The sequence below is a fragment of the Kitasatospora sp. NBC_01302 genome, from assembly GCF_035976515.1.
GTDB lineage: Bacteria > Actinomycetota > Actinomycetes > Streptomycetales > Streptomycetaceae > Kitasatospora.
In genome coordinates this window covers 715555-740812 of the sequence record NZ_CP108404.1, presented here as the reverse complement: position 1 = coordinate 740812, position 25258 = coordinate 715555, and the positions used below count along the sequence as shown (strand labels likewise).

The following is a 25258-nucleotide window of genomic DNA, read 5'->3' as shown; positions in this document are numbered from 1 at the left end:
TGGAGGCATCCGCCCCGCCCACCGGCCCGGGAGGCCCGCCATGATCGCCGCGGTCCTTGACGCCGCCACCCTGGAGAAACTGATCTCCGCTGCCGTGGCCGCTCCGTCCATCCACAACAGCCAGCCCTGGCACTTCACGCTGGTGCCGCGGACCGCCACCCTGGAGGTCCGCGCGGCCCCCGAGCGCGCGCTGCCCGCCATCGACCCGGAAGGCCGCGCGCTGTACATCTCGGTCGGCGCCGCCGTCCTCAACCTGCGCCTCGCCGCACAGGACCTGGGCTGGGCGCCGGAGGTGACGCTGCTGCCCGACCCCGGCGACCCCGACCTGCTGGCCGCGGTCGTGCTGGCGCAGCCCGCCGGGGCCGCCCCCGCGGTGCCCGCGAGGCTGCGGGAGGCGATCGGGCAGCGCCACTCGCAGCGCGAGCCCTTCACCGACCAGGCCGTGCCGACGGCCGTGCTGACCGAGCTGGCCGAGGCCGCCCGGGCGGAGGACGCCTGGCTGTACTTCCCCGACAGCGGCGAGCGCCGCCGGCTGCTGGAGCTGACCGCCGAGGCCGAGCGCCGCAGCGTCACCGACCCGGCTCGCAGCGCCGAGAGCCGCTCCTGGATCCGGGGCCCGGGCGCGGCCCCCTACGGCATCCCGCCCGAGGCGCTGGGCCCGCAGGATGCAGCCGGCCGCATCCCGATGCGCGACTACGCCGGGCTGCGCCCCGCCGAGCACCGGGCGCCCGCCGAGTTCGAGACCGACCCGTGCCTGGCGGTGCTCGCCACCCGCGGCGACCACCCGCAGGACTGGCTGCGGGCCGGGCTGGCGCTGGAGGCCGTGCTGCTGCACGCCACCGTGCACGGGGTGCGCGCCACGATGCTGCACCAGGCGCTGGAGTGGTCGGCGCTGCGCTGGGAGGCGCGCGATCCCGAGCGCGGACCGGGAGTCGTGCACATGCTGCTGCGCCTCGGCTACGGGCCCGAGGGTGCGCACACGCCCCGGCTGGGCGTGTCCGAGGTGCTGGACGACGGGGGACTCGCGGACGGCGGGCAGGGCGGTGCATGACCCGGCGCATGACCCACCCGGCGGTGGGGCAGCGTTCACTCCAGGGCCGGGCACCTGCCCGTCCGACCCGTGACCGTGAAGGCAGGTCCGCATGACTGATGTCCTGGGTGCCCGTCGTACCGTGCTGCTCACCGGGGCGGCCGGCGGGGTCGGTACCTTCCTGCGCGCGAGCCTGCCCGGCTACGGGTACGCGCTGCGGCTCTTCGACAAGGCACCGATCCCGGGCGAGCCCGCGGCCGTCGTGGCCGACCTCGCCGACACCGAGGCACTGGCCGCCGCCATGGCCGGTGTCGACGCCGTGGTGCACCTGGCCGGCATCGCGTCGGAGGCGCCGTTCCCGGACGTGCTGACCGCCAACATCGAGGGCACCTACCGCGTGTACGAGGCCGCGCGGGCCGCCGGAGTGCGCCGCGTGGTCTACGCGAGCAGCAACCACGCGGTCGGCTACACCGGACGTCCGGCCGACGGCAGCCTCGTCGGGGCCGACGTCCCGCACCGGCCGGACACCTACTACGGCCTGTCCAAGTGCTTCGGCGAGGACCTGGCCGCGCTCTACGCCGACAAGCACGGGATCTCGACCGTCTCGCTGCGGATCGGCTCGTGCTTCGCCGAGCCGCGCACGGTGCGCATGCTCGCCACCTGGCTCAGCCCCGCCGACTGCGGCCGCCTGGTCCACGCCGCGATCGGTGCCGAACTCTCCGGCCACCACGTGGTGTTCGGCATCTCCGCCAACACCCGTCGCTGGTGGGACCTGGAGCCGGGGCGGCGGCTGCTCGGCTACGAGCCGCAGGACGACGCCGAGCCGTACGCCGCGAAGCTGCTCGCCGAGCACGGTGAACTCACGTCGGACGATCCGGAGTTCGGCTACGTCGGCGGTGCGTTCACCATCATGTGAGAGCGGCCCGGCGCCGCTGCCCGGCCACCGGCTCGGCCCGTGGCCCGACCGGTGGCCCGACCGGTGGCCCAGCCGGTGGCTCAGCCGATGGCTCAGCCCATGGTGAAGTCGAAGCTCGCGGAGTGGTAGTAGTCGGGCAGCTGGACCAGCGGGGAGCCGATCCTCGGCAGGTCGCCCGGGGCCCAGTTCTGCGGGCCGAGCAGATGGGCGGGGTAGGCGCTGGCCGGCACCGCGGGCAGGAACCAGAGGCGGAACGAGCCGGGAGCCGCGTCCGAGGTGAACCGCCACAGCTGTTCGCTGCGGCCGGGGTCGGAGCGGCAGGCCTGCAGGGTGACGGTGACGGTGTCCCCGCCCTCGGTGGTGCCGTCCAGGCACTGGCCGGTGCCGGTGTTGCGCAGCTGGAAGGTGCCCTGATCGGCCGTCAGCTGCTGCCAGCTCTGCGACGCGTCGCCGGTGCACTGCTGGAGCTGCACCGCGAGCAGCCCGTCGCCGGTGAGGCCCACGCAGAGCCCGGAGCTGCTGTTGACCAGGCGGAAGCCGACCGCGTCGGCGGACGGCGAGGGGCTCGGGGACGGGCTGGGGGAGGCGCTCGGCGAGGGCGCCGCGCTGGCGGCCGAGGGGCTGGGGGACGGGCTGGGGGAGGGGCTGAGCGACACCGACGGGGACGCGGAGGCCGAGACCGAGGCGCTGACCTGGAGCGAGGGCGTGGCGGTGGCGGGCGGCGGGCTCGCGGACCCGCCGCCGGGCGTCGGCGAGGGCGTGAGCGAGGCCGGTATCAGGATGCTGCCGGCCAGTGGCGCATGCGTGCCGGCCGCGTCCACGGCCGTCACGATCACCCCCGCCACCACCAGGGCCGCCAGCCCCCCGGCGCCCACCACGACGGTGAACACCAGCAGCCGCCGCCCGTCCAGCCGCGGCTCGCCGCCGTGCGGCCGGCGGGCCCGGGCCCGGGAGAAGACGGAGGGCGCGGGCGCGGCCGGGGGCGCGGCCGCCTCGCCGGTCCACAGCAGCAGGGCGCGCCGCAGCACGGGCCGCTCCCAGGCGTGGATGGCGGTGAGGTCCGCGTGGGCGTGCCGGCAGGCGGCGCAGCGGGCGAGGTGGCGGTCGAGCTCCCGGGCCTCCTGGGTGGGGCCGCGCCGGACGGTCCTGCCGAGCGCGCCCAGCAGGTGGCGGCAGGAGCGGCGGGGTGCGCGCGGGAGGTAGGCCTGCAGGTAGGCGTCGTGCAGGCTCTGCCGGGTCACCGTGTCGGGGATGGCGGGCGGGGTCGGGGGCTCAAGCAGGGTGCCGTCGGCCGACGGCTGCTCCAGGTGGTGCCACAGGTCGCTCTGGCGCGAGGGCGGCAGGCTCAGGAAGGCCTGCAGCAGGGTCGAGGCCGACTCGGCGGCGACCGACGCCCGGACCGCGGACCAGCCCCGGCCGGTGGCCGGCCGGGGCAGGGCGTCCAGCCAGGTGGTGAACTCGGCGGACAACTCGGCACGGCGCGCGGTGTCGGCCCAGATGGTGGCGGTGCGCCGCACCTCGGTGAGCAGCCACGGGCGCCAGCCGCGGCCTGGCCCGGTGCGGGTCCGGACGGCCGCCAGGGTCCGCGCGATGGCCTCGTCGGCGAGCTCCTGCGCGCTCTCGTCCTGCGCGCAGCACAGTCGCGCGTAGGCGACCACGGCGGGCCGGTGACGGCGGGCGAGCTCGTCGGCAGCCGGGTGGCCCGGACCGTCACCGGCCCGGATGCGGCGCGCGAGTTCGGCATCCGTGGTCGCGGCGGTCACCGGATCTGACATCTCATCTCCTCCGCGCAATCCCTGGGGAGGTACGCAGTCGAACGGGCGGTGCCCAGCGCGGGAACACGCACGGCGCCGGGCCGGTCGACGAATGACGGCGCCGGACGCGGGAGTTCCGTGCTGGACCGCAATTCCTCGACCGGTCGTGCCGGTCGGGCAGCCGCCGACTGCCCGCACTGCGTTGTCGGGCCCGGATCCGGGCCGCTGGTGATCGGTTCCTACCCGCTGGTAGCAGGATGGTGGCCGCAGGGGTCTTCCCAAGTCAAGTTTCCGCTGGTCGGGGACCGATGAATATTCGAGTTGTGAGACTTTTTGTCACTATCGATTGCCGAACGGTCCATCAGAAGAACTGCGGAGAAAAGGCGGCGGCTGTCGGACGGAATTCACCGGCCGGTGGACTCCGCGGCTCTTCGCCGCCGATGGCGCCAGGCCCGGCCCAGGGTCCGCCGCGAGTCGGCGGCCAGGCCGAGCGCCACCTCCACCCGGGCGCCGCCCAACTCGCTGCGCTGGATGCGCAGCTGCCCGCGGGTGGACTGCGCCGCACTGAGTGCGATGTCCAGGCCCAGTCCGGTGGAGCCCCCGTTGCTCACTCCGCGGGAGAGCGCGCTGTCCGGGTCCTCGATGCCGCCACCGCCGTCCTCGACCACCAGCAGGACGCTCTGCGCGGTGCGGTGGACGCTCACCGCGAAGCCGGTTCCCTCGGGGGTGTGCCGGAAGACGTTGCCCACCAGGGCGTCCACCGCGGCGCCCAGGTGGTCGTCCGGCAGGCGCACCGGCGTCGGCTCGTCGGTCGCCTCGAAACTGCAGGTGCGGCCCTGCTGTTCGGCCAGCACCGACCAGAAGCCGACCCGGTGCCGGGCCAGTTCGGCCACCTGGCAGGTCTCGCCGGCGCGCTGCTCCGGGCGGGCCGGCGCGGCGCCGCGCGGGGCAGCGCCCCGGTCCACCCCCAACGGCCGGGTGGCCAGCGGGGTTCGGGCCGCGACGATGATCTCGTCCAGCTCGGACTCCAGGTGGTGGATGGCCGAGCTCAGCCGGGGCGCGCCCGGCACCGGCCCGATCCGCTCGGCCGCCAGCGACAGCGCGGTCAGCGGGGTGCGCAGCCGGTGCGACAGGTCGGCGACCAGTTCGCGCTCGGTGGCCAGCAGTTGCGCCACCCGGTCGGCCATGGTGTTGAACGCCTGCCCGGCCGCTCGGAGTTCGGGCGGCCCGGTCGGCTCCACCCGGACCGCCAGATCGCCGCCGCCCAGCGCCGTCGAGGCCGCCGACAGGCGGCGCGAGGCCCGCACCACCCGGGCCCCCAGCCGGTCGGCCAGCAGCACCGACCCGGCCACCAGGGCCACCGCCAGCACCGCCATCACCGCCCAGGCCCGGGCCACCCCGCGGTTCAGCTCGGCCTGCGGGACGAACTCCTCCACCACCGCCACCTGGTCACGGTCCATCAGCACGGGCTGCAGGTAGTCCCAGCCGCCGGGAACGGCCCGGGCCAGCGCACTTCGGCTGCGCACGACCTCGGCGAGCAGCGGCGGCGCGGCGTGCGCGGCCCCGACCGCCTGCCCGCCGGGCAGGTGCACGCAGAGCCGGCCCGCGCTGTCCAGCTCGGCCACCGTGCGGGCCAGGTCGGCCGGTTGGAGCGAGAGTGCCAGCGCGGGCACCACCGCCACCGCCCGCTGCTCGGCGGCGAGGGTGGCCTGGGTGCGCACCTGGGTGCGCAGCAGCAGTGCGAGCGGGACCAGGAAGGACAGGGCGACCATCGAGGTCACCACCAGGGTGACGGTGGCGAGCGTGGTCCTCACAGGGGGGACACCAGTTTCACGCCCACGCCCCGGACGGTGTGCAGGTACCGTGGCCGCGAGGCGCGTTCGCCCAGCTTGCGGCGCAGGCAGGACAGGTGGACGTCGACGGTCTGCTCGTCCACGTACGGCTGGCGCCACACCTCGGCCAGGATCTTGCGGCGGGAGACGACCCGGCCGGCGTTGCGGGCCAGGAACGCCAGCAGGTCGAACTCGCGGCGGGTCAGGCCGACCTCGCGGCCGGCCAGGTGGACCGTGCGCGCCAGCGCGTCGATCCGCAACTCGCCGACGACCAGCGGCCCCTGGGTCGTGCCGGAACGGTCCCCGGGAGCGGTCGGGTCACCCGCGTCGAGCAGGCCGCCGGGCGCCGCGCACCGCCGCAGCACCGCGGTGAGCCGGGCGACCAGCTGGCCACCGGAGAAAGGTTTCACCAGGTAGTCGTCGGCGCCCGCGTTGAGCAGCTTGATGATCTCCGCGTCGTCGTCGCGGGCGGTGGCCACCAGCACCGGGACCTGGGAGAGACCGCGGATCATCCGCAGCGCATCGGCACCGTCGATGTCGGGCAGCCCCAGGTCGAGCACGACCGCGTCCGGCTGCCACCGGGTGATCTCGCGCAGCGCGCCGAAACCGTCGGGAGAACTGCGCACCAGGAGTTGGTGGCTGGTCAGCACGTCGATCAGCGAGGCGCGGATCGTGGGGTCGTCTTCTACGACGAGGACGGACGTCATGGCGCACACCGTAGCCGAATTCCCGACCGGGCCGAGAGCACTTCCGGCCTGCGGTTTCCGTGGCAATCCGCTCACCTGGGAGGGAACTTAAGCGGAATCTTAGGTGTTCATGTGTGCCAGCTGTGAGAAACGATTCCGGCGCCGGATCGCTGCTACGATCACGCCGGTCGGATATCCGCGAGACGGCCCGCCGCCCGGGTATTACGGCTGCCCGCCTCGGCAATCCCCGGGTTATTCGCGGTGCGAAGCCGGGGGAGCGGGGGAAGCCGGGCGAGGCAGGGCGAACGGGCGGGGCAGGGCGAACCAGACCTGCTTTCCGTAGGCCGTGCGGCGCGAGCCCCAGCGGCCACCGGAGAGCGCGTGCACGATCCGCAGGCCCCGGCCGCTCTCGGCGCAGGCCTCCTCTCGGGTCCCGGCGCGCGTCTTGGTGAGCGGGGGTAAGCGGCCGTCGAGGTCGCTGTGCCAGCGCCCCGGCAGGTGCGGGTCGCCGTCGTGGGCCTCCACCCGGACCGTCGTGGCGGTCACCACCAGGTGCAGCCGCCCGGCCCCCGGGGTGTGCCGGTGGACGTTGGCGACCAGCTCACTGGCCATCAGCACGGCGTCGTCGGCCGTCTCCGCCGGGACGCGCAGCGCGGCGAGCGCCGCGCGCAGCCGCCGCCTGGCCGGCGCGGCCGGGTTCGGCTCCGCCGCCGTCCACGCGTACAGGGTGCGGTGGAGCTGCCGGTGCCGGTGCCGGGGGCGGTCGGGCGACTCACCGGTGGCCGGGTCCGCGCCCCGCACCGCGGCCCGGGCGGGGCCGGGCGCGGGGCGCGGTGATGGTCCGATCAGCATGCTCACCTCTCCTGGCGGAAGCGGATGATCAGATCAGGGAGCGGGGCGTCAGGGCCGGTCGGTTCTGACGTCGGTGGCGCGGGTGGCGGTGCCGACGGTGCGGACCGCGGTGCCGGTGCCTCCGGCGGTCGCGGGCGCCGGTGCCTTGCTCGGCGGCATCGGCGTCGCGGTCAGCAGGACCTGGGCGTAGAGGCCGCCGGAGGCCATCACCAGGCCGACGATGACCGGCCAGCGCACATTGCGGCGCGCGGGCAGGCTGAGCAGTCGGTGCAGTTCGCCGCCACGGGTGCGAGTGGCGGCCCGGCGGCGACGGGGTGCGGCACGGCGGCTCAACGGCGCCTCCTCCTTGAGGTCAGGGTGCGCGGCATCGGCCCGATCCGGCCGATGGCGTCGCGGTAGTCGAGTAGTTGACGCGGCCGGTCGAAGGCCACGGCGGCCACCAGCTGGCTGCCGGTCGCGGTGTCCCGGTGGTAGGTCGCCACGAAGCTCTCCGTGCGCAGCGATCCCTCGACCACCTCCATCCGCTCGCCCAGCGCCGGCATGCCGACCGCCTGCAGCCGGGTGCCGTGCTGCTCCGACCAGAACCGCGGGACGGGGGTGAAGCGCGCTGCCTGCTCGGGGCCCGCGAGCAGCGCGTCGGCGGCGTGCTGGCCCATCTCGACCGCGTGGATCAGGTGCTCCACCCGCCGCGGTGTGGCGTCGAAGCGTGCGTTGGGCCAGCGGGCCACGTCGCCTGCCGCCACGACGCCCGGCACCGGGCGGCCCGCCACGTCCAGCGCGTGGCAGGTGGTGTCGCACAGTACGCCGTCGGCCGTGTCCAGTGTGCTGCCGCGCAGCCACTCGGTGCGCGGCACACTGCCCAGCCCCAGGACCACGAAGTCCGCCTCCAGCAGCTCGCCGTCGTCCAGCTGCAGGCGCAGCCCGGTGCCGGTGTCGCGCCAGTGGCTGATCCGGGTGCCGAGCCGCACGTCCACCCCGGCCCGGGCCTGGATCCGGCCCACCACCTCGCCCAGCTTGCTGCCCAGCACCCGCCGCAGCAGCGGCGCGCTGTGCACGACGAGGGTGACCTCCATGCCGAGATCCCGCGCGGTGCAGGCCAGTTCGCAGCCGACGAAGCCGCCGCCCAGGATCACCACGTGGTGCGCCCGGGCCTGCTGCAGGGCCTGCTGGATCGCCGCGGCGTCCGCCAGGGTGCGCACCGTGCGGACCCGGTCGCTGACCACCGGCGTGCTGGGCAGCCGCCTGGCGTCGACCCCGGTCGCGACCACCAGGCCGTCGTAGGGCAGCCGTTCACCGCCGCGCAGCTCCACGGACCTGCTCTCCGTGTCCAGGCCGAGCAGCTGGGTGCCCAGCAGCCAGTGGGCGTCGAGCGTGTCGTCGGCCCGGAAGGTGAGGTCCTCGGCGCCCAACTCGCCGGCCAGGAACTGCTTGGACAGCGGGGGACGACTGTACGGGCGGCGCAACTCCTCGCCGATCAGCACGAGTTCGCCGTCATAACCCCGTTCGCGCAACCGGCCGGCCGCGCTCAGCCCGGCCAGGCCGCCGCCGGCGACCACGATGCGCCGGTATTCCGCCGGCCGCTCCGCCGCCGGGGTGCGGCGGCGCCGGGCGCCGGGCGGGGCTGCGTCGCTGATCGCGATGGCCTGCATCGGGCAGCAGCGCACCGCCTGGCGGGCCCGGGCGGCGAGCCGGGCCGGGACGGCGCCCGTGTAGTGCAGGGAGCCGCCCTCGGAGATGCGGAAGACCTCGGGGGCCTCCTGCTGGCAGATGCCGTAGATGTGGCAGCGGTTGTTGTCGACGCTGACCTTCACCGGCCGGGACTCGGGGACGAGCCGGTCGACCGGCAGCGGCAGCTCCTCGGTTGTGGGCGGCTCGGCGGTCGGCTGCCCGGTGGGCGGTGCCGGTGGGTGCTCGCCGATGACCGGCGGCCCGGGGAGGGCCGCGGGCGGGGCCCAGGCCTCGGCGGTCGGCTGGAGCCAGGCCTCGTGCGCGGCCGGTGGCTGGGCGGGCGGCAGCAGTTGGGCGGGCGCCTGCCAGTCGGCCGCCGGCGCCTGCGGTGGCCACACCGTCGGCCGTGCGAACTGCGGTGGCGTCCACCACTCCTGCGCCGGCTGTTGGTCCTGCGGCCACCAGGCCTGGTTCGACCAGGCGCCCGGAATCGTCGTCATCGGATGCCGTCCACGCTGTTGGTGAAGCTGCCCTGGCGCAGCCGGGAGGGAGAGGGGAGCGCGCGGATGAGGAAGGCGAGCAGGCAGCCCAGGGCGCCGGCCGCGATCCCGAGCGCGACGAGGTTGAGGTGCCGCGGCTCGGGGTGCACGGTGATGATGTGCAGCCAGATCAACGCGAAGGCCGGATAGGCGAACTGATGGAACCTCAGCCATCGTCGGTAGCCGAGCCGTTGCTGCAGCCACACCGAGCAGCCCACCGCGACGGCGAGTTCGGTGCCGAGGATCCCGAAGCCGACCGGCAGCCGTTGCAGGCCGCCGGTGAACGGCACCAGCAGGTTGGCGAGTCGCAGGTCCCAGACCGGCTGGTAGGCGAAGGTCAGGCCGTGCAGCGCACCGAAGGTCAGGGTGGAGAGGGCGAGCGTCATGTGGGCGCCGTACACCGTCCTGCGGTTGACCTGCCGCTGGAAGTACCGCATGCGGAGCACCACGCCCAGCACCATCGTGGCCACCATCAAGGTGTACGCGATCATCGCGGCGAGCCGGGCGATCTTGTGCACGCCCACGTCGTACACGATCCCCTTGTCGTAGGCGTCCAGCGGGGAGCCGGGGATGGGTGCGGTGGCCGAGGCCGGCTGGGCCAGGAGCAGGACCAGCGCCAGGGCGAGGACCGCCGCCACGACAGCCGCGACAACCGCCGGCACGGGCGGGCGGACGCGGATCCGGACGCGGTCTGACGGAGTGCCGGCGTCGACGGGGGGCACTGCGTCGGAAAGCAGGGTCATGGGCTCCTGACTCCGTGGTTCTTGCGAGGGGTGGTCTCTTGCCGCAGTGGCGCGAGGGCCGGGGAGGGGGGGAGGAAGCCGGCCCTCCCGGGCGGGGGAGGGCCGACAGCGCTGATCGTAGGGGCGCTCCCGGGGCCCGATCGGCGTGTGCAAGAGCCGCTAATCAATCCCTAAGGTTGCGCTGACTCGGGCCCGGGCGGCTCGGTCGGGCCGGGTGAGCGCAACCTTAGGCGCTCCTTAGGGCGCTGCGCGGAGGCTGTTCCGGCCCGTGCGCGCTCCTACGATCACTGCATCCCCGTCGCTCGGCCAGGGCCGCCAGGCCTGGCGCTGCCCTTTCCAGGAGAGTACGTATGGAACAGAGTTCACGTCGGCACCACCGGGCCCGCGGTCGTGGCCGCCGGGTGCTCGCACTCAGTCTCGGCCTCGGTGGTGTGCTCAGCGCCGGCGTCGCCGTGCTGGGCGTCTCGTTCGCCGCGACCGCGCCGCCGACCCCGCCCGCACCGCCGGCCCAGCCGGACCCGAACTGCACCCTGACGGTGCCGGCCGACCCGCTCACCGCCCAAGGTCTGGCTACCCCTTACGTGTTGGCCGCCACCGACCCGGCCAAGGGCCCCTGTCAGGAGACGAACGCCAACCAGTCGGCCTTCGTCCAGGCCACCGTGCTCGACCCGGCCACCGGCGCGGTCTCCGTCTACGACCCGCTGGTCGTCGACCAGGGAACGCCACCGGCGATCGCACCCGTCCGACCCGCGCTGCCGCAGAACGCGGTGGTCGGCATCTGGTTCGGCTTCAACGGCGATGTGCTCTCGCTGAACGGTCGGACGGGCGACGGGAGTTGCATTGGCGGGGCGCCGGGCGGCCAGCCCTTCGGCCAGTTCGCCTACTGCAACGCGCCGGCCTTCTTCACCGCCGCCAACACCGCCGAGCAGGCCGGGAAGCTCACCGTACCGCCGCTCGGCACCGGCAAGGACGGCCAACCCTGCCTCACCACCCGGGACTTCGGCCTGGTCGACCAGGACCAGAGCGACAACGTCACCGCCGAGTACCTGGCCACCCCGCAGGGGCGGACCGCCCAGAAGACCAAGCGGAACGCCGCCCGGCTCGGCCGCACCCGGACCATGGGCAACACCACCGCGCTGCTGAACGGCAGCGACAACCTGCTGCTGGACAACTTCGAGGACCCGGCGCTCGGTTGCACCCCCTGGACGGCCCCCGACCTGGCCGACCCCGGCAGCAGTGTCACCGCGCTGGCCCTCAACGAGCTGCAGGCGGCCAAGGACCAGGCCGCCCCGGTCGCGGTGGTGCCGCTGAACGACCCCATGGTGCTGGAGAACGGCAGGCAGAGCCGCAGCAAGACCAACCTCTACCGGGCCGGAGTGGACCAACCGCAGCTCGGCGCGGGCGCCAACGGGGACCCGAGGGCCTACTGCGCCGCCATCGCCACCGTGGGGGCCAGGCGCATCGCGTTGGACCGGCCGTTCACCGCCACCGCCGCCTCGCCGCAGGCGGGTCAGAGCCTGTTCGACTTCCTCAGCCAGCGGCTGGCCGCCTCGCTCACCAATCTGGGCTGCCCGCAGGCCGGTTCGCCACCGAAGGGACAGTAGTGCGGGTTTCCTAGTGCCGGGTCAGGCAACCTTCGCCCCGTCGCGACGCCCGGCACGCCCTCTCGCCGCACCGGCCGAAAGCCCAAGTACGTCCAGTACGAGGACTTCCGGCCGGCACGCCGACAGCACGCACCGGACGCCGCTCCTTGACGGGCAAAGGCTGCCTGACCCGGCACTAGGGCGGTCCAGGCGGCGGAGTCAGCAGACCATGAACCAACCCTTAGCGGAACCGAAAATCGCTTGAGACCGCTGGCCCGACCACCCGACCGCGGCCTACGCTCGTCGCTACCCGGCCGGCGGAGCCCCTCCTCGTGCCGCGTTCCCACTGCGGCCCTTCTGATCGACAACTTCCAACAGAGAGTGGACCGTTATGCCCGATGACATCGAGACCGCTGCGATCGCCGAGAGCTCCCCGCAGTCCCCGGGCGCCCAGCCCCTGGTCACCACCCGCCGTGTCGTGCTGTGCGGAGCGGGTGGTGCGGCCGCGCTGGCGCTGGCCGGGTGCTCCTCCTCCGGATCGACGGCCTCCGGCTCGTCGGCCGCCTCCGCCGGGACGATGACCTCGGGCGCGGGAACGGGTGCCGACCCGGGCTCGGGAATGGCCTCCGGCGCCGGCCCGGGCGCCGGCTCCAGCTCGAGCGCCGATGCGGGCTCCGGCTCGGGCGCGGGCACCGTGCTGGGCAAGGCCGCCGACGTCCCGGTCGGCGGCGGCACCGTCTTCGCCGCCGCCAAGGTGGTCGTCACGCAGTCGACGGCGGGCCAGTACAAGGGCTTCAGTGCGGTCTGCACGCACCGCGGGTGCACCGTCTCCCAGGTGGCCGACGGGGTGATCATCTGCCCGTGCCACGGCAGTCAGTTCAGGGCCGAGGACGGCTCGGTGGCCAAGGGCCCGGCGACCTCCGCGCTGGCCCCGGTCCCGGTCAAGGTGCAGAACGGCACGCTGGTCGCCGGCGCCTGACCCCCACAGCGACCGACCGGCGCACCCCACTGCGCCGGTCGGTTCCCCCCGCCGTGCTCAACTCCCGCCCCGTATCCCCCTGGAAGGCAGACCCGTGACGACCCCTCGCCCCGTGGACGGCACCGCCGCCCGCCTCCTCCGGCGCCGCCGCCCCGCCGCCCGCGTGGCCACCGCCCTCCTGCCCAGGTTCCTCGCCGCCCGCCCCGACGTCGCCTACCCGCGGTTGCGCGGCGACGAGCCGTGCCGGCGCCGCGACGTCAACCCCGACGTCTTCTGGCCCAAGGGCGCGGACGCCCTCGCCCGGACCGCCACCGCCAAGCGCCTGTGCTGGGCGTGCCGGCCCACCACCCGCGCCGAGTGCCTGCGCTGGGCGCTCGCCAACCCGGTCCTGGCGGGCGAGGCGATCTGGGCCGGCCTGACCGAGCCGGAGCGCCGCGCGGAGGCGTCGGCCGCGTCGGCCGCGCCGGCCACGTCGACCGCCCCGACGATCTGACGAGCTGACGCAGCGTGGGCAGGGGAGGGGAATCAGCGCTCTTCGCGGAAGAGGGTGTGCTTGCGGGCGACGGGGTCGTACTTGCGCAGGACGAGCCGGTCGGGGTCGTTGCGGCGGTTCTTGCGGGTGACGTAGGTGTAGCCGGTGCCCTCGGTCGAGCGGAGCTTGATGATCGGGCGCAGTTCGTTGCGGGCCATGCGGTGTCCCTTCCAGGGCGTGGTGGGTCGGTGTGGAGCCCATCATAGCGTAATGGTTTTCGTTTTCATCTAGGGTAGTGTCAGGTCAACGCCGGCGGCAGCCACGGCATTCCCCGCTGCCGCCGTTCTCCTCACGCTGCTCGGAGTCACCATGTCCGCACACTGCCAACTGACCGGTCGCAAGCCCGGCTTCGGCAACGCGATCTCGCACTCGCACCGCCGCACCAAGCGCCGCTTCGACCCGAACATCCAGTCCAAGCGCTACTGGCTGCCGAGCGAGGGCCGCTTCGTGCGCCTGACGCTCAGCGCCAAGGGCATCAAGACCGTCGACAGGCTCGGCATCGAGAAGGCCGTCGCCGTCGTGCGCGCCCGGGGCGGGCGGGTCTGATGGCCAAGCGCAGCAAGATCGCCAGGAACGACCAGCGCCGGGCCGTCGTCGCCCGGTACGCCGAGCGCCGCGCCGAGCTCAAGCGCGTGATCGCCGGCCCCGCCACCTCGCCGGAGGAGCGCCGGGCCGCCTTGGACGAGCTGCAGCGCCAGCCCCGCGACGCCAGCCCCACCCGGGTGCGCAACCGCGACGCGGTCGACGGCCGCCCGCGCGGCTACCTGCGCGCCTTCGGGCTCTCCCGGATCGGGGTGCGTCAGCAGGCGCATGCCGGGTTCCTGCCCGGTGTCCGCAAGGCCAGCTGGTAGCGCCCACGAAGCCGGCCGCGTCCCGCGTCGCCGCGTTGGCTCTCCCGGTCCGCGCGACCCGGGGCGCGGCCCCGAACCTGCTGAACACCCGATCCCGAGGAGGGAAGAACCGGTGCCCGAATCCGGTCTGTTGCCCGTGGTGGTGGTCGGCGGCCTGCACGAGGCCGCGCGCCGCCAGGCGGTCCTGGAACTGCTCGAAAGCCGCGAGGGCGCTGTCGTCCTGCACCACGACCTGGCCTCGGCCGCGCACGGCCGCGTGCACCGCCGGGTCCGCGACGCCGCGGGCTCGCTGAACGAGACCCACGTGCCGCTCACCAACGACTGCCCGTGCTGCGCCCTGCGCGAGGACCTGCTGCCCGAGCTGCTGCGGATCGCGGACGCGGGCCGCCACCGGTTCGCCGTGGTGGAGCTCTGGGGCGGCAGCGACCCGCATCCGCTGGTGGAGGTGATGGCGGGCGGTGAGGTCGGCGACCGCTGCATGCACGAGGCGGTGGAGGTGGTCGCGGTGGTGACCGCCGTGGATCCGCTGCGGATCGTCCCGCAACTGTCGGTCGCCGACCAGCTCCTGGAGCACGGCCTGCACACCTGCGCCGAGGACGAGCGGACCCTGGCCGAGGCCCTCTCCCACCAGATCGAGTACGCGGGCGTGCTCGCCGTCGCACCCGCCCAGGAGGCGGCCGGCAGCGCCGAGGTGCAGGCCGGACTGGCGATGCTGCGCCAGCTCCACCCGACCGCCCGCCTCGTGCGCCTCGGCTCTGGAGCGCTCGCGGGCGCGGTGCTCGCGGGCTTCGACGTGGCGGCCGCCCGGGACCGCGTCAACCCGTCGCTGGCGCTGCTGCCGCAGTGCGCCGACGAGGCGGGCGTGGCCACGCTGGTCTGGGAGCGGCGCCGGCCGCTGCACCCCGGGCGGCTGTACGAGGCGCTCGACGAGCTAATTCCGGCCGCCCAGCGCAGCCGGGGGCGCTTCTGGCTGGCCAACCGCCCCGAGCTGATGCTGGCCTGGGACGCGGCGGGGGCCAGCCTGGCGGTGGAGGAGTGCGGCCCCTGGCTGGCCACCCTGCCGGACGCGGTCTGGGAGCTCTACCCGCCCTCCCGCCGGGCCGCCGCGGCGCTCGACTGGGACGCCGAGCACGGCGACCGGGTGCAGCAACTCATCTTCACCGCCGAGGGACTGGACGCGGACGGGATCACCGGGCTGCTCGACTCCTGCCTGCTCACCGACGCGGAGCTCGCGGGCGGCGAGTCGAGCTGGAGGTCGCTGCCGGACGCTTTCGAGGAGCTCCTCGCCCCGGTCGCCTGACCAGCCCCGCCGACTCCACCGAACGACCGAACGACGCTGAACGTCGTCGAGCGATGCCGAGCGACGTCGAGCGACGAAGGACAGCAAGGACAGAAGGACGCCATGACCAAGATCGCCGCGGCCCGCCGGGACCGCAAGCCGCGCCCCAACCCTCCCCCAGCCTTCGGCCGGGGGCGCCCCCATCACGAGGCACGGATCACGTACATCGACTACAAGGACACCAACCTCCTGCGGAAGTTCATCTCCGACCGAGGCAAGATCAGGAGCCGCCGGGTCACCAGGCTCACCGTCCAGCAGCAGCGCGCGATGGCCCGGGCGATCAAGAACGCCCGCGAGATGGCCTTGCTGCCCTACGTCTCCGGCGCCACGTCCGCCGCGAAGGCGGGCCGGTGAGCGGGCGGCTCCCGGTCACGGTGCTCTCCGGGTTCCTCGGCGCCGGCAAGACCACGTTGCTCAACCACCTGCTGAACAACCGGGACGGGCTGCGGGTCGCGGTGATCGTCAATGACATGAGCGAGGTCAACATCGACGCGGCCCTGGTCCGCGAGGGCGGCGGAGCGCTCTCCCGGACCGAGGAGCGGCTGGTCGAGATGACCAACGGCTGCATCTGCTGCACGCTGCGCGACGACCTGTTGGAGGAGGTCGACCGCCTCGCCCGCGAAGGCCGCTTCGACTACCTGCTGATCGAGTCCAGCGGCATCTCCGAGCCGATGCCGGTCGCGGCCACCTTCGCGTTCGCCCGCGACGACGGTGCCACGCTCGGCGACCTCGCCCGGCTGGACACCATGGTCACGGTGGTGGACGCGGCCAACTTCCTGCCCGAGCTGCGCGGTGGGGACGAGCTGGCGGCCCGCGGGCTCGACCAGTACCAGGACGACGAACGCACGGTCAGCGACCTGCTGATGGACCAGGTGGAGTTCGCCGACGTCCTGGTCCTCAACAAGACCGACCTGGTCACCGCCGCGGAGGCGGACCGCCTGGCCGCCGCGCTCGGCCGCCTCAACCCCGCCGCCCGGATCGTGCGGGCGACCGGCGGCCGGGTCGCGCCCGCCGAACTGCTGGGCACCTGGCTCTTCGACCTGACCAAGGCCCAGCAGGCCCCCGGCTGGGTGGCCGAACTCAACGGCGACCACGTGCCGGAGACCGAGGAGTACGGCATCAGCAGCCTGGTCTTCCGCGCCGAACGGCCCTTCCACCCGGGCCGGCTCTGGGAGTTGGTGAGCAGGCGGCTCGACGCGGGGGAGTTCGGCACGGTGCTGCGCTCGAAGGGCTTCTTCTGGCTCGCCTCCCGGCCGGCCGTCACCGGGCTGTGGTCGCAGGCCGGTTCGGTCGCCCGCTTCGAGCCCGCGGGCCTGCGCGCCGCCCTGACCGCTGCTCCGGTGCCGGTCGACGTCCTGTGGCCGTTCGCTCCGACCGACGCCTCGCTCCTGACCGGCGTCGGCCGGCAGGACGTGCAGAACGGTCAGGAACTGGTCTTCATCGGTACCGGCCTGCGCGAGGCCGAACTGCGCGCCGCGCTCACCGGCTGCCTGCTCGACGACGCCGAGCAGGCAGCCGGCCCGGGCGGCTGGACGGCCTTCGCCGACCCCTTCCCGGAGTGGGACGAGTCCGCGCTCCAGGACGACCTCCACACCCACACCCACACGCACGCCCACGCATAGTCCCGCACCGAACAGCAGGAGAGCCCCGCCATGGCCGTACCCAAGCGCAAGACCTCACGCAGCAACACCCGGCACCGCCGCGCCCAGTGGAAGGCGAGCGCGCCCCAGCTGGTCCCGATCACCGTCGAGGGCCGCGAGCACCTGGTGCCGCGCAACCTGGTCCGCGCCTACGAACGCGGCCTGCTGACGCCGGCCCCGTAGGTCCCCGCGCCCGAGCCCCCCGTACCCGAACAGTGCCGCCGGGTGCCCCGCAGTCGTGCGGGGCACCCGGCGGCACTGGCGTTCCCCGGGACTGACGCCTGGTCAGGCGTGCCGCGAGGCCGGGTCAAGATTCGGCAATGATTTTCATCTCGGCGACGATCGGGGTGGTTTTGAAAATCATTTCCGACTAACGTGCTGCCCGTCCAACCGAGGCGGAGCCCTGTCACAGGGCTCCGCAGCTCTCAGAGGAGTACCCGCACCATGCGCTCCGTCCTTCCCCGCACCGTCCGCAGGCGCCCCGCCCGCCTCGTGCTGAGCACGGCGGCCGTCGCCGCACTCGCGCTCACCAGTGCCTGCTCCACCGCCTCGACGACGAAGACCGGCGCGGCCGGCTCGGCGGCCGGCTCCAAGGTGATCCAGGTGGTGGCCGCGGAGAACTTCTGGGGCAGCATCGCCGCCCAACTCGGCGGCGCCCACGTGAAGGTGACGAGCATCATCACCAACCCGGACACCGACCCGCACTCCTACGAGCCGACCGCGGCCGACGGCCGGACGATCGCGGGCGCGGACTACGTGATCACCAACGGCATCGGCTACGACGCCTGGTCGGACAAGCTGCTGGCGGCCAACCCGGCGCCGAGCCGCACCGCGCTGAAGGTCGGCGACCTGGTGGGGCTGAAGGAGGGCGACAACCCGCACCAGTGGTACTCGCACGACAGCGTGGACAAGGTGATCGACCGGATCACCGCCGACTACAAGAAGATAGACCCGGCCGACGCGGCCTCCTTCGACGCCCAGAAGCAGACCTTCCTGATGCAGACGCTGGCGCCGTACAACCAGCTGGAGTCGGACATCAGGGCGAAGTACGCGGGCACGCCGATCGGAGCCTCGGAGTCGATCGTGACGCCGCTGGCCGAGAGCGTGGGCCTGAAGATGCTCACCCCGGAGAGCTTCCTGGACGCGGAGAGCGAGGGCACCGACCCGACCGCCGCCGACAAGTCGACCATCGACCAGCAGATCGCCGGCAAGCAGATCAAGATCTACGTCTTCAACACCCAGAACTCCGACCCCGACGTGATGGCCCAGGTCAGCGCGGCCAAGGCGCAGGGCATCCCGGTGGCCCAGGTCACCGAGACCCTCGCGCCGGCCAGTGCCACCTTCCAGGACTGGCAGGTCAAGGAGTTGCAGGGCATCGAGGACGCGCTGAAGCAGGCGACCGGCAAGTGAGGGCCTGCCCGACGGGATGACGGGACGCCCGGCGGGCTGCTATTCAAAACGGTTGTCGTTTCCATGTGGCCGCTACGATGGGGAGCCGGAAGAATCGGGTCCGGCGACTTGAGGAGTGGTGCATGGCTGTGGGAACGGCACTGGCGGACACCTGGGTACGGCGCTGGGAGCGCCAGCAGGAGCGGTACGCGGTGGACCGCGAGGAGCGCTTCACGGTGATCGCCGACGTGGTCGAGTCGGTGACCGGGGGACAGCAGGCACCGCTGGTCGTGGACCTCGGCAGCGGCCCCGGCTCGCTCGCACGGCGGATCGCCGCCCGGCTGCCGCAGGCACGGATCCTCGCGGTGGACGTCGATCCGCTGCTGCTGGAGCTCGGCCGCAGCCACGCGCCGGACGCCGCCCGCTACGTCGAGGTGCTGATCGGCGAGGACGGCTGGCTGGCCGAACTGGAGCTGGAGCTGGACGGGCCGGTGGACGCGGTCGTCTCCACCACAGCTCTGCACTACCCGGCGCCGGAGCGGCTGCGCGAGATCTACCGCGAGCTGGCCGCCGTGCTCCGGCCGGGCGGCGTGCTGGTCAACGGCGACCACCTCGCGCCCGCCGACCCGGCTCTGGCCCGCCTCACCGCCGCCGTCGGCCGCGCCCGCGCGCAGCGCCAGGGCACCGGCGGCGGTGAGGACTGGGGACGCTGGTGGGCCGAGGTGCGCCTGGTGCCCGAGTTCGCCGAGCTGCTGGCGGCCCGCGAGCTGCGGCCGGCCCCCGCGAGCGGCGACGGCAACGGTCTCTCGGCGCGGGAGCACGAGGAACTGCTGCGCGAGGCCGGGTTCCGGGAGGTCGGCCCGGTGTGGCAGTGCGGCGACAGCTGCGTCCTGGTGGCGGTGCGCTGACGCGTGGCGCCTGCGGGGCGTGGCACGAGCAGCCGGACGGCCTGACGTTCGGACGGCTGGAAGGCCTGACGTTCGGACGGCTGGATGGCTCGACGATCCGACGGGCTCCGGTGCGCCCTCCAGCGCCTACGCTGGAGGGGGAGCGTCCGAGCAGTCGGGAGCAGAGCTCATGAAGGTCGTCGGCGCGGTCATCCTGATCGGCTGGGCCGCGTTCTGGCTCTACTGGCTGCTGGCGTCCTTCGGTGTGAAGCGGGGGGCCGGTGGCGGGTGGCGCCGCGGGGCGGCCGTCCGCCTGCTGGTCCTGCTCCTCGCCGCCGTCCTGCTGCGCACCCGCGCGCTGCGCGGTCTGGGAGTCGACCGCGATCCGTGGCTGGCGGGCGTCGGCCTGGTCGTGTTCCTGCTGGGGCTGGCGCTCGCCGTGTGGGCCAGGGTGCACATCGGCCGCAACTGGGGGATGCCCATGACGCACAAGGCCGAACCGGAGCTGGTGACCACCGGTCCCTACCGGACCATCCGTCATCCCATCTACTCCGGGGTCCTCCTCGCCCTGATCGGTACGGCGATCGCGATCAGCCTGTACTGGCTGGTGCCGGCCGCGCTGCTCGGCGGGTACTTCGTCTACAGCGCCGTGATGGAGGAGCGCTACCTGACGGAGCGTTTCCCTGACGCCTACCCGGAGTACAAGCGGTCGACCAGGATGCTGATCCCGTTCATCCTCTGACATGATCGCCTGCGATATGTGCAGTGGTGACTTCGGCCGACCCCGCCGCCGCCGACCCGGCGCTGCCGAGGAGCGCCGCACCGCGTCCTCCCCCGATCGGAACACGCTGTAACCGGAGCCGGGAGCGGGCGTTCATCGGCCGGGAGGAGGAACTCGGCCGTTTCGCCGGGGGCAATCCGCTGGCTGCGGGACCTTCCCTTCATGGAGTCCGCACTGCGCGGGTTCTCTCCCCACGACGCCGCGCGCGAGACGCTCGCCCCAGCGAGGCGGTCTTCGCCCGCCGCCGGAGCCACCCGCGAGGACGACGGCTACCCGCTCACCGTTCAGGCTTGTCGGCCGGTCGGCCGGTCGGCCGGTCCGTCGGTCCGTCGGTCGTCCGGGCGGTCCGTCGACGAGCTGCGCGGATCACACCGCGGCGAGCAGTGCGCGGCGCAGGTCGGCGGCGTGCCGGAAGCCGCTCCCGGGCTGCTCGGCGAGCGCGTGGTCGATCACCTCGGCGAGCGGGCCGGGCAGCTGCGGCGTCCGCTCGCGGATCGGCACCGCGGGGGACTGCAGCACGGCCAGCCAGGGGTCCTGCTTCGGCGGGAAGTCGCGCGGGACCAGGCCGGTCAGCGTCCAGTAGAGGCTGGCCGCCATGGACCACAGGTCCATGGCGGGGGTGGCCTCGCGGAAGTCGACGACCTGCAGGCGCGGGACGAAGCTGGGTTTGCCGGCGGTGGCGCCGGTGAGGGTCAGCCCGCTGAGGCCGGCCAGGTCGAAGGCCTTGGCGATGCCGAAGTCGCTGATCTTCGGGGTCAGGGCGCCGTCGGCCGCCCGGTGCAGCAGGATGTTGGACGGGCTCAGGTCACGGTGGACGACGGAGCGCTCGTGCGCGTGGGCCAGACCCTCCAGCGCCGCGGCGAACAGCCGGACCGCCTCGTCGACGGGCAGCCGGCCGCCGCGGCGGGCCACCAGCTGGTCCAGGCTGCCGTCCGGGCAGTACTCGGTGGTGAGGTAGAACGTCCCGCCGGCGAAGCCCGCGTCGTGCAGGGTGGCGATGTTGGGGTGCCGCAGCTCCTGGGTGATGACCACCTCGCGCAGGAAGCGGCCCCGGGCGACCTGGTTGGTGGCGACCTTCGGCAGCATCACCTTCAGTGCCACCTCGCGGCCGGTGACCTGCTGGCGCGCCAGGTAGACGGCGCCCATCCCGCCGCGGCCGAGCTCCCGCAGCAGGGTGTAGCCGGTGATCCCCGCGAGCGCGGGGTCCGACGAGCGCGCGAGGTCGAGCAGCAGCTCCGCCGCGGCCTGCGGATCGGTGCGGCAGCTCGCGCAGAGGTGGTCGCCCGCGCGGGCGTTGAGCTCCGCGCTGTCCTCGCGGCCGCACTTGACGCAGCGCAGCACCGACGGGCTGCCCTGCTCGGCCGTGATGGTCACCCGGAAGACCGTGTTGCCGATCCTGATCTCGTCGCCGTCCCCGAGCACGTGCTCGGGGAACGCGGTGGCGGCGCCCTCCTCCGGCGTCTGGCCCTGCTCGCGCTGCCCGATCTTGCGGTCGTTCAGGAAGGTGCCGTTGCGGCTGCCGAAGTCCCGCACGCAGGCGTCGGGCGGGTTGATGTCCAGCAGGCAGTGGTGGCGGGAGACGGTCTGGTGGTCGGTGTCGCCCGGCAGCTTGGGGTGGCAGTCGCGGGACCGGCCGATCACGCAGGTGGTGCGCTCGTCGAAGACGAACTCGGCAGGCTCCAGCGGCCCTTGGATCACGGTGAGCGTCACGCTGGCCGGTCGGGTCATCGGGCGGCCCTCTCCTCGTCCGTTCCGATCGCCGCCGCGGGTGCGACGGTGAAGGTCAGCGCCTCGCCCGCCGTCCCGACCCGGACGGTCGCTCCCCGGGCGAGCCGCTCGTCGGCCAGCAGCATGCGGCCCAGTGGCTGGACCAGCAGCCGGTCGACGGCCTGTTCGAGACCGCGTGCGCCCGCTCGGCCGACCTCGCGGCCACGGCGCAGCAGCAGCTCGCGGGCGGCGGGGGAGAGCTCCAGCGTGAGGGCCCGGTCGGTGAGCCGGGCCTGCACCTGGCCGATGATCTTGTCGAAGATCCGGCCCGTCGCCGCGTCGTCGAGCGGCTCGAAGACGACGACCTGCCGGATGCGGCCCAGCAGTTCGGGCCGCAGCCGCTCGCGCAGCGCCGCCATCACCCGCTCGTGCGCCGCCGGATCCCGCGGGGGCGCCGCCGCAGGGGCGAAGCCGAGGGTGCGCCGGTCGGGTTCGCGGGGCGCGGCGCCGAGATTGGAGGTGAGGATGACGACGGCGTCGTTGAACGGCACCCGGCGCCCATGGGAGTCGGTGAGGGTGCCCTCGTCGAAGATCTGCAGGAACAGGTCGAGGACCTCCGGGTGCGCCTTCTCCACCTCGTCGAACAGCACCACGCTGTGCGGGTGGTCGCGCAGCGGGCCGCTCAGCTGGCCGTCGCGGTCGTGGCCGATGTAGCCGGGCGGCGCGCCGAGCAGCCGGGAGACCGTGTACCGGTCCTTGTACTCGGACATGTCGATGCGGATCAGCCGCCGCTCGGTCCCGAACAGGAACTCCGCCAGGGCCTTGGCCAGTTCGGTCTTGCCCGTGCCGGTGGGACCGGCGAAGAGGAACACACCGAGCGGGCGCCGCGGATCGGCGAGCCCGCTGCGGGCGGTGCGCACCGCGGCAGCGACGGCGGCCACGGCGGCCTCCTGGCCGATGACCCGGGCGCGCAGCAGCTCCTCCATCCGGAGCAGCCGCTGCGCCTCGTCGGCGCCGACCTGCTCCAGGGGCAGCTTCGCCCGCCGGGCGACCACCGCGCTCACCTGGGCGGGGCCCACCCGTGACGCACCGTCAGAGGCGGAGTGGCCAGCAGACCGGTCGGCGGAGGCCTCGGGGGGCTGCGTCCGGATCCGCACCGCGGCACAGGCCTGGTCCAGCACGTCGATCGCCTTGTCGGGCAGGCGCTGCTCGGGCAGGTACCGGATGGTGAGGTCGACGGCGGCCGTCACGGCCGCCGGATCGATGGTGACGCCGTGATGGCCGGCGAGCGAGCGCGCGGCCCCGCGCACGATGGCGATCGCCTCCGAGCGGGTGGGCTCCTCCAGCCAGACCACCTCGAAACGGCGCTGCAGGGCCGGGTCGGTCTCGATGCTCCGCCGGTACTCGGCCGGAGTCGTCGCGCCGATGCAGCGCAGGTCGCCGCGGGCCAGCGCGGGTTTGAGGATGTTGGCCGCGTCGCTGGCGCCGTGGCCCCCGGCGCCGAGCACCGTGTGGACCTCGTCGACGAAGAGGACCACCTCGGTGCCGCAGGCCTCCGCCAGGACACCCTGCAGGCGTTCCTCGAACTCGCCCCGGTACTTGGTGCCCGCGACCAGCGCCGCCATCGGGAGCTCCACCACCCGCACCCCGGCCAGGCCGGCCGGTGCCTCGGGGGAGGACAGCCACCGGGCGAGCTCCTCCACGAGGCTGGTCTTGCCGACTCCGGCCTCGCCGACCAGGACGCAGTTGGGCTTGTGCCGGCGGATCAGGGTCCGCGCCATCGTGCGGAGCTGCTCCTCGCGGCCGATGAGCTCCGGCAGCTCTCCGGCCAGCGCGAGCGCGGTCAGGTCGCGGCCGAACTTGTCCAGCAGCGGTGTCGGGCGGGCGGCCTCGTTCCTCGCTGCGGCGGCGTTCTTCGCTCCGACGGCACCCTTCGCACCGCGGGCGGGGGCCTCGGCCCGGGAGGCGGGCGGCTGCTCCTTGCCCTCGGGAGCCTCCGGAGCCTGCGGGAAGAGCGCCGCGAGCGGGTCCTCGACGCCGAACTCCGCGAACAGCGCACGGGTGGCCGAGCTGGTCCGCTCCAGGACCGCCTGCAGCAGGTGCACCGCGGTGACGCCCGCGCTCCCGGCCGGTTCGGCGCCGTCGGCGAGTTCGGCCGCGCGAGTGAAGACCGCCCGTGCCGCCGGCGTGCGGCGCGGCGTGGCCGCTGCGGGGCCGGCGACCCGCTCGCCGAGGCCCAGCAGGGCACGCAGCCGGCGGCGGAACCGGCGCGGATCCACGCCGGCGAGCAGGAAGTGCCGCTGCGTCAGCAGCAGGTCGAGCGCCAGCGCCTTCCGTGCTTCGGGGGCCAGCCTCTGCCGGTCGAGCAGCTCCGTGAGGTCGGAGCGGGACAGGACGGCCAGCCCCAGCAGCAGGTGGTCCGGCCCCACCTGGGCGGCGCCGCCCGCCCGCGCCTCCTGCCGTGCCACGGCCAGCGCCAGCACGGCGCTGTCGGCGTAGTCGGTCACGGCCGCTGCTCCCCCCTGGTTGCCTGTGCGCGTTCCCTGCTCCACTGTAGGCAAGCTCCGGTCGCGGGGGTAGATCGTTTGCCAGCTTCTCGCTCCCCGCTCCTGACGCCCCGCTTCTGACGCCCCGCGATCAGCGGCCGATGTGCTCCAGGCGGCGGAACCTCGCGGCGCTCCACGCCTGGTCGACGGAGACGAGACTCACCGCGGCGCCCGGCCCGGGCGCCGCGGCCGTCAGGGGGAGGTCAGCCTCGCGTCAGGGAGGTGGGCCATGGTTGGTGACACAGGGACGGGCCACGGAGAGCAAGGCAGCCGAAGCGGGTCGGTCCCGGGGAGAGGTGCCCGGAGTGGTTGATCGGGGGCCGGGACTCTGGTCCCGGTCGGGCGCAAGCCCACGCAGGTTCGAATCCTGCCTTCTCCGCCCCGGCGGGATCTGCTCAGGCCCGCTCCAGCAGTTGGCCGGCCACCTCGCCCCGGCTTCTCGGGATCGCGAGTTCGATCTCGTGGAACGGGGTGTCGCCGGGGACGAGGACCGTGATGCCGGTGTGCTCGAAGCCGACCTTGCGGTAGAAGGACTGGGCGCGGAGGTTGTCCTCGTGGACGTGGAGGCGGACCCGTTCGATGCGCGGCTCGGCCAGTGACCAGGACCAGGCCAGGGCGGCGCGGAACAACTGCTCGGCGACGCCGGTGCCGCGCCGGGCGGGCTGGACGAAGACGCCGATGACGTGGGTCTGCGGCACCTTCGGGAGCTCGCCGAAGGCCGTTTCGTCGCCGGGCAGTTCGACGCGGGCCATGAGCGTGCCCAACCAGCCGCCGTCCGGGGCCTCCGCCACGAACTGACGTAGCGTCGTGCCCTCGGCGGAGGCCTGCGCGCGGTCCTGCCAGGCCTCGTCGGTCCGGGCGGTGGCCTGCTCCAGCGTCTCCAGGAAGGCGAGGCGCGCGATCGGGTCACGCAGCGCGGTGAGCCGGAACTCCTTGACCTTGCGCCAGTCCTCGCGTCGCACGGTCTTGATGGTGTAGGTCATCCGTGGATCCTCGCACCGGGC

Annotated in this window: 25 protein-coding genes and 1 tRNA gene; 15 read left to right on the top strand and 11 right to left on the bottom strand. The window is 73.9% G+C overall.

Annotated features, from left to right (window positions below):
• Positions 1-40: 40 nt before the first annotated feature.
• On the top strand, positions 41-1051 hold the full coding sequence (locus tag OG294_RS03515; protein WP_327064887.1) for an Acg family FMN-binding oxidoreductase: 1011 nt from the start codon (positions 41-43) through the stop codon (positions 1049-1051).
• A gap of 103 nt (positions 1052-1154) precedes the next feature.
• Positions 1155-1946: an NAD-dependent epimerase/dehydratase family protein gene (locus OG294_RS03510; protein ID WP_327071432.1), complete on the top strand. Its 792-nt coding sequence runs from the start codon at positions 1155-1157 to the stop codon at positions 1944-1946.
• Positions 1947-2038: 92 nt separating this feature from the next.
• Here OG294_RS03510 and OG294_RS03505 read toward each other — a convergent pair whose 3' ends face one another.
• The 7 genes from OG294_RS03505 to OG294_RS03475 form a co-directional block, all read right to left on the bottom strand.
• Complete coding sequence (locus OG294_RS03505; protein WP_327064886.1) at positions 2039-3721, bottom strand: RICIN domain-containing protein; 1683 nt, start codon at positions 3719-3721, stop codon at positions 2039-2041.
• 383 nt (positions 3722-4104) lie between these two features.
• The gene (locus OG294_RS03500; protein WP_327064885.1) at positions 4105-5514 is read right to left on the bottom strand and encodes a sensor histidine kinase; all 1410 of its coding nucleotides are present in this window, start codon (positions 5512-5514) and stop codon (positions 4105-4107) included.
• Positions 5511-6239 carry a response regulator transcription factor gene (locus OG294_RS03495; protein WP_327064884.1) on the bottom strand — a complete coding sequence of 243 codons (729 nt, stop codon included), beginning with the start codon at positions 6237-6239 and terminating at the stop codon, positions 5511-5513. Before OG294_RS03495 ends, OG294_RS03500 begins: the two co-directional genes overlap by 4 nt.
• Before the next feature lie 231 nt (positions 6240-6470).
• A complete protein-coding gene (locus tag OG294_RS03490; RefSeq protein WP_327064883.1) occupies positions 6471-7070 on the bottom strand; it encodes an ATP-binding protein in 600 nt (199 codons plus the stop codon).
• Positions 7071-7118: 48 nt separating this feature from the next.
• The gene (locus tag OG294_RS03485) at positions 7119-7403 is read right to left on the bottom strand and encodes a hypothetical protein (protein ID WP_327064881.1); all 285 of its coding nucleotides are present in this window, start codon (positions 7401-7403) and stop codon (positions 7119-7121) included.
• Positions 7400-9238: an FAD-dependent oxidoreductase gene (locus OG294_RS03480; RefSeq protein WP_327064880.1), complete on the bottom strand. Its 1839-nt coding sequence runs from the start codon at positions 9236-9238 to the stop codon at positions 7400-7402. The genes OG294_RS03485 and OG294_RS03480 overlap by 4 nt, the downstream gene beginning before the upstream one ends.
• Positions 9235-9939: a ferric reductase-like transmembrane domain-containing protein gene (locus OG294_RS03475; RefSeq protein WP_327064879.1), complete on the bottom strand. Its 705-nt coding sequence runs from the start codon at positions 9937-9939 to the stop codon at positions 9235-9237. The genes OG294_RS03480 and OG294_RS03475 overlap by 4 nt, the downstream gene beginning before the upstream one ends.
• 431 nt (positions 9940-10370) lie before the next feature.
• Between OG294_RS03475 and OG294_RS03470 the strand changes: the two genes are divergently transcribed.
• From OG294_RS03470 to OG294_RS03460, 3 genes are all read left to right on the top strand, one after another.
• Positions 10371-11624 (top strand): hypothetical protein, encoded by a 1254-nt coding sequence (locus OG294_RS03470; protein ID WP_327064878.1) that lies wholly within the window; start codon positions 10371-10373, stop codon positions 11622-11624.
• A gap of 370 nt (positions 11625-11994) precedes the next feature.
• Positions 11995-12582 (top strand): Rieske (2Fe-2S) protein, encoded by a 588-nt coding sequence (locus OG294_RS03465; protein WP_327064877.1) that lies wholly within the window; start codon positions 11995-11997, stop codon positions 12580-12582.
• Between the two features lie 94 nt (positions 12583-12676).
• The gene (locus tag OG294_RS03460) at positions 12677-13075 is read left to right on the top strand and encodes a WhiB family transcriptional regulator (RefSeq protein ID WP_327064876.1); all 399 of its coding nucleotides are present in this window, start codon (positions 12677-12679) and stop codon (positions 13073-13075) included.
• Positions 13076-13107: 32 nt separating this feature from the next.
• Here OG294_RS03460 and rpmG read toward each other — a convergent pair whose 3' ends face one another.
• Positions 13108-13272, bottom strand: a complete 165-nt coding sequence (gene rpmG, locus OG294_RS03455) for a 50S ribosomal protein L33 (RefSeq protein ID WP_327064875.1) — start codon at positions 13270-13272, stop codon at positions 13108-13110.
• A gap of 151 nt (positions 13273-13423) precedes the next feature.
• Here rpmG and rpmB point away from each other — a divergent pair, with 151 nt between their 5' ends.
• From rpmB to OG294_RS03410, 9 genes are all read left to right on the top strand, one after another.
• Positions 13424-13660, top strand: coding sequence for a 50S ribosomal protein L28 (gene rpmB, locus OG294_RS03450; protein WP_327064874.1), 237 nt, complete (start codon positions 13424-13426; stop codon positions 13658-13660).
• Complete coding sequence (rpsN, locus tag OG294_RS03445) at positions 13660-13965, top strand: 30S ribosomal protein S14 (RefSeq protein ID WP_327064873.1); 306 nt, start codon at positions 13660-13662, stop codon at positions 13963-13965. The genes rpmB and rpsN overlap by 1 nt, the downstream gene beginning before the upstream one ends.
• Positions 13966-14077: 112 nt before the next feature.
• The gene (locus tag OG294_RS03440; protein WP_327064872.1) at positions 14078-15265 is read left to right on the top strand and encodes a CobW family GTP-binding protein; all 1188 of its coding nucleotides are present in this window, start codon (positions 14078-14080) and stop codon (positions 15263-15265) included.
• Between the two features lie 102 nt (positions 15266-15367).
• A complete protein-coding gene (gene rpsR, locus OG294_RS03435; protein ID WP_327064871.1) occupies positions 15368-15658 on the top strand; it encodes a 30S ribosomal protein S18 in 291 nt (96 codons plus the stop codon).
• Entirely contained in the window at positions 15655-16926 is a 1272-nt protein-coding gene (locus tag OG294_RS03430; protein ID WP_327064870.1) for a GTP-binding protein, read from the top strand. The genes rpsR and OG294_RS03430 overlap by 4 nt, the downstream gene beginning before the upstream one ends.
• Positions 16927-16956: 30 nt before the next feature.
• Positions 16957-17127: a 50S ribosomal protein L32 gene (rpmF, locus tag OG294_RS03425; RefSeq protein ID WP_327064869.1), complete on the top strand. Its 171-nt coding sequence runs from the start codon at positions 16957-16959 to the stop codon at positions 17125-17127.
• Positions 17128-17388: 261 nt separating this feature from the next.
• Complete coding sequence (locus OG294_RS03420; protein ID WP_327064868.1) at positions 17389-18354, top strand: metal ABC transporter solute-binding protein, Zn/Mn family; 966 nt, start codon at positions 17389-17391, stop codon at positions 18352-18354.
• 122 nt (positions 18355-18476) lie between these two features.
• Positions 18477-19241: a class I SAM-dependent methyltransferase gene (locus OG294_RS03415; RefSeq protein ID WP_327064867.1), complete on the top strand. Its 765-nt coding sequence runs from the start codon at positions 18477-18479 to the stop codon at positions 19239-19241.
• Between the two features lie 169 nt (positions 19242-19410).
• A complete protein-coding gene (locus tag OG294_RS03410) occupies positions 19411-19962 on the top strand; it encodes a methyltransferase family protein (protein ID WP_327064866.1) in 552 nt (183 codons plus the stop codon).
• A gap of 405 nt (positions 19963-20367) precedes the next feature.
• Here OG294_RS03410 and OG294_RS03405 read toward each other — a convergent pair whose 3' ends face one another.
• Complete coding sequence (locus OG294_RS03405; protein WP_327064865.1) at positions 20368-21729, bottom strand: protein kinase domain-containing protein; 1362 nt, start codon at positions 21727-21729, stop codon at positions 20368-20370.
• Positions 21726-24215, bottom strand: a complete 2490-nt coding sequence (locus OG294_RS03400) for an ATP-dependent Clp protease ATP-binding subunit (protein WP_327064864.1) — start codon at positions 24213-24215, stop codon at positions 21726-21728. Before OG294_RS03400 ends, OG294_RS03405 begins: the two co-directional genes overlap by 4 nt.
• 329 nt (positions 24216-24544) lie before the next feature.
• On the opposite strand from OG294_RS03400, the gene OG294_RS03395 reads away from it, so the two are divergent.
• A tRNA-OTHER gene (locus tag OG294_RS03395) sits at positions 24545-24633 on the top strand.
• Positions 24634-24649: 16 nt separating this feature from the next.
• On the opposite strand, the gene OG294_RS03390 is transcribed toward OG294_RS03395, so the two are convergent.
• Entirely contained in the window at positions 24650-25237 is a 588-nt protein-coding gene (locus OG294_RS03390; RefSeq protein ID WP_327064863.1) for a GNAT family N-acetyltransferase, read from the bottom strand.
• Between the last annotated feature and the right edge of the window lie 21 nt (positions 25238-25258).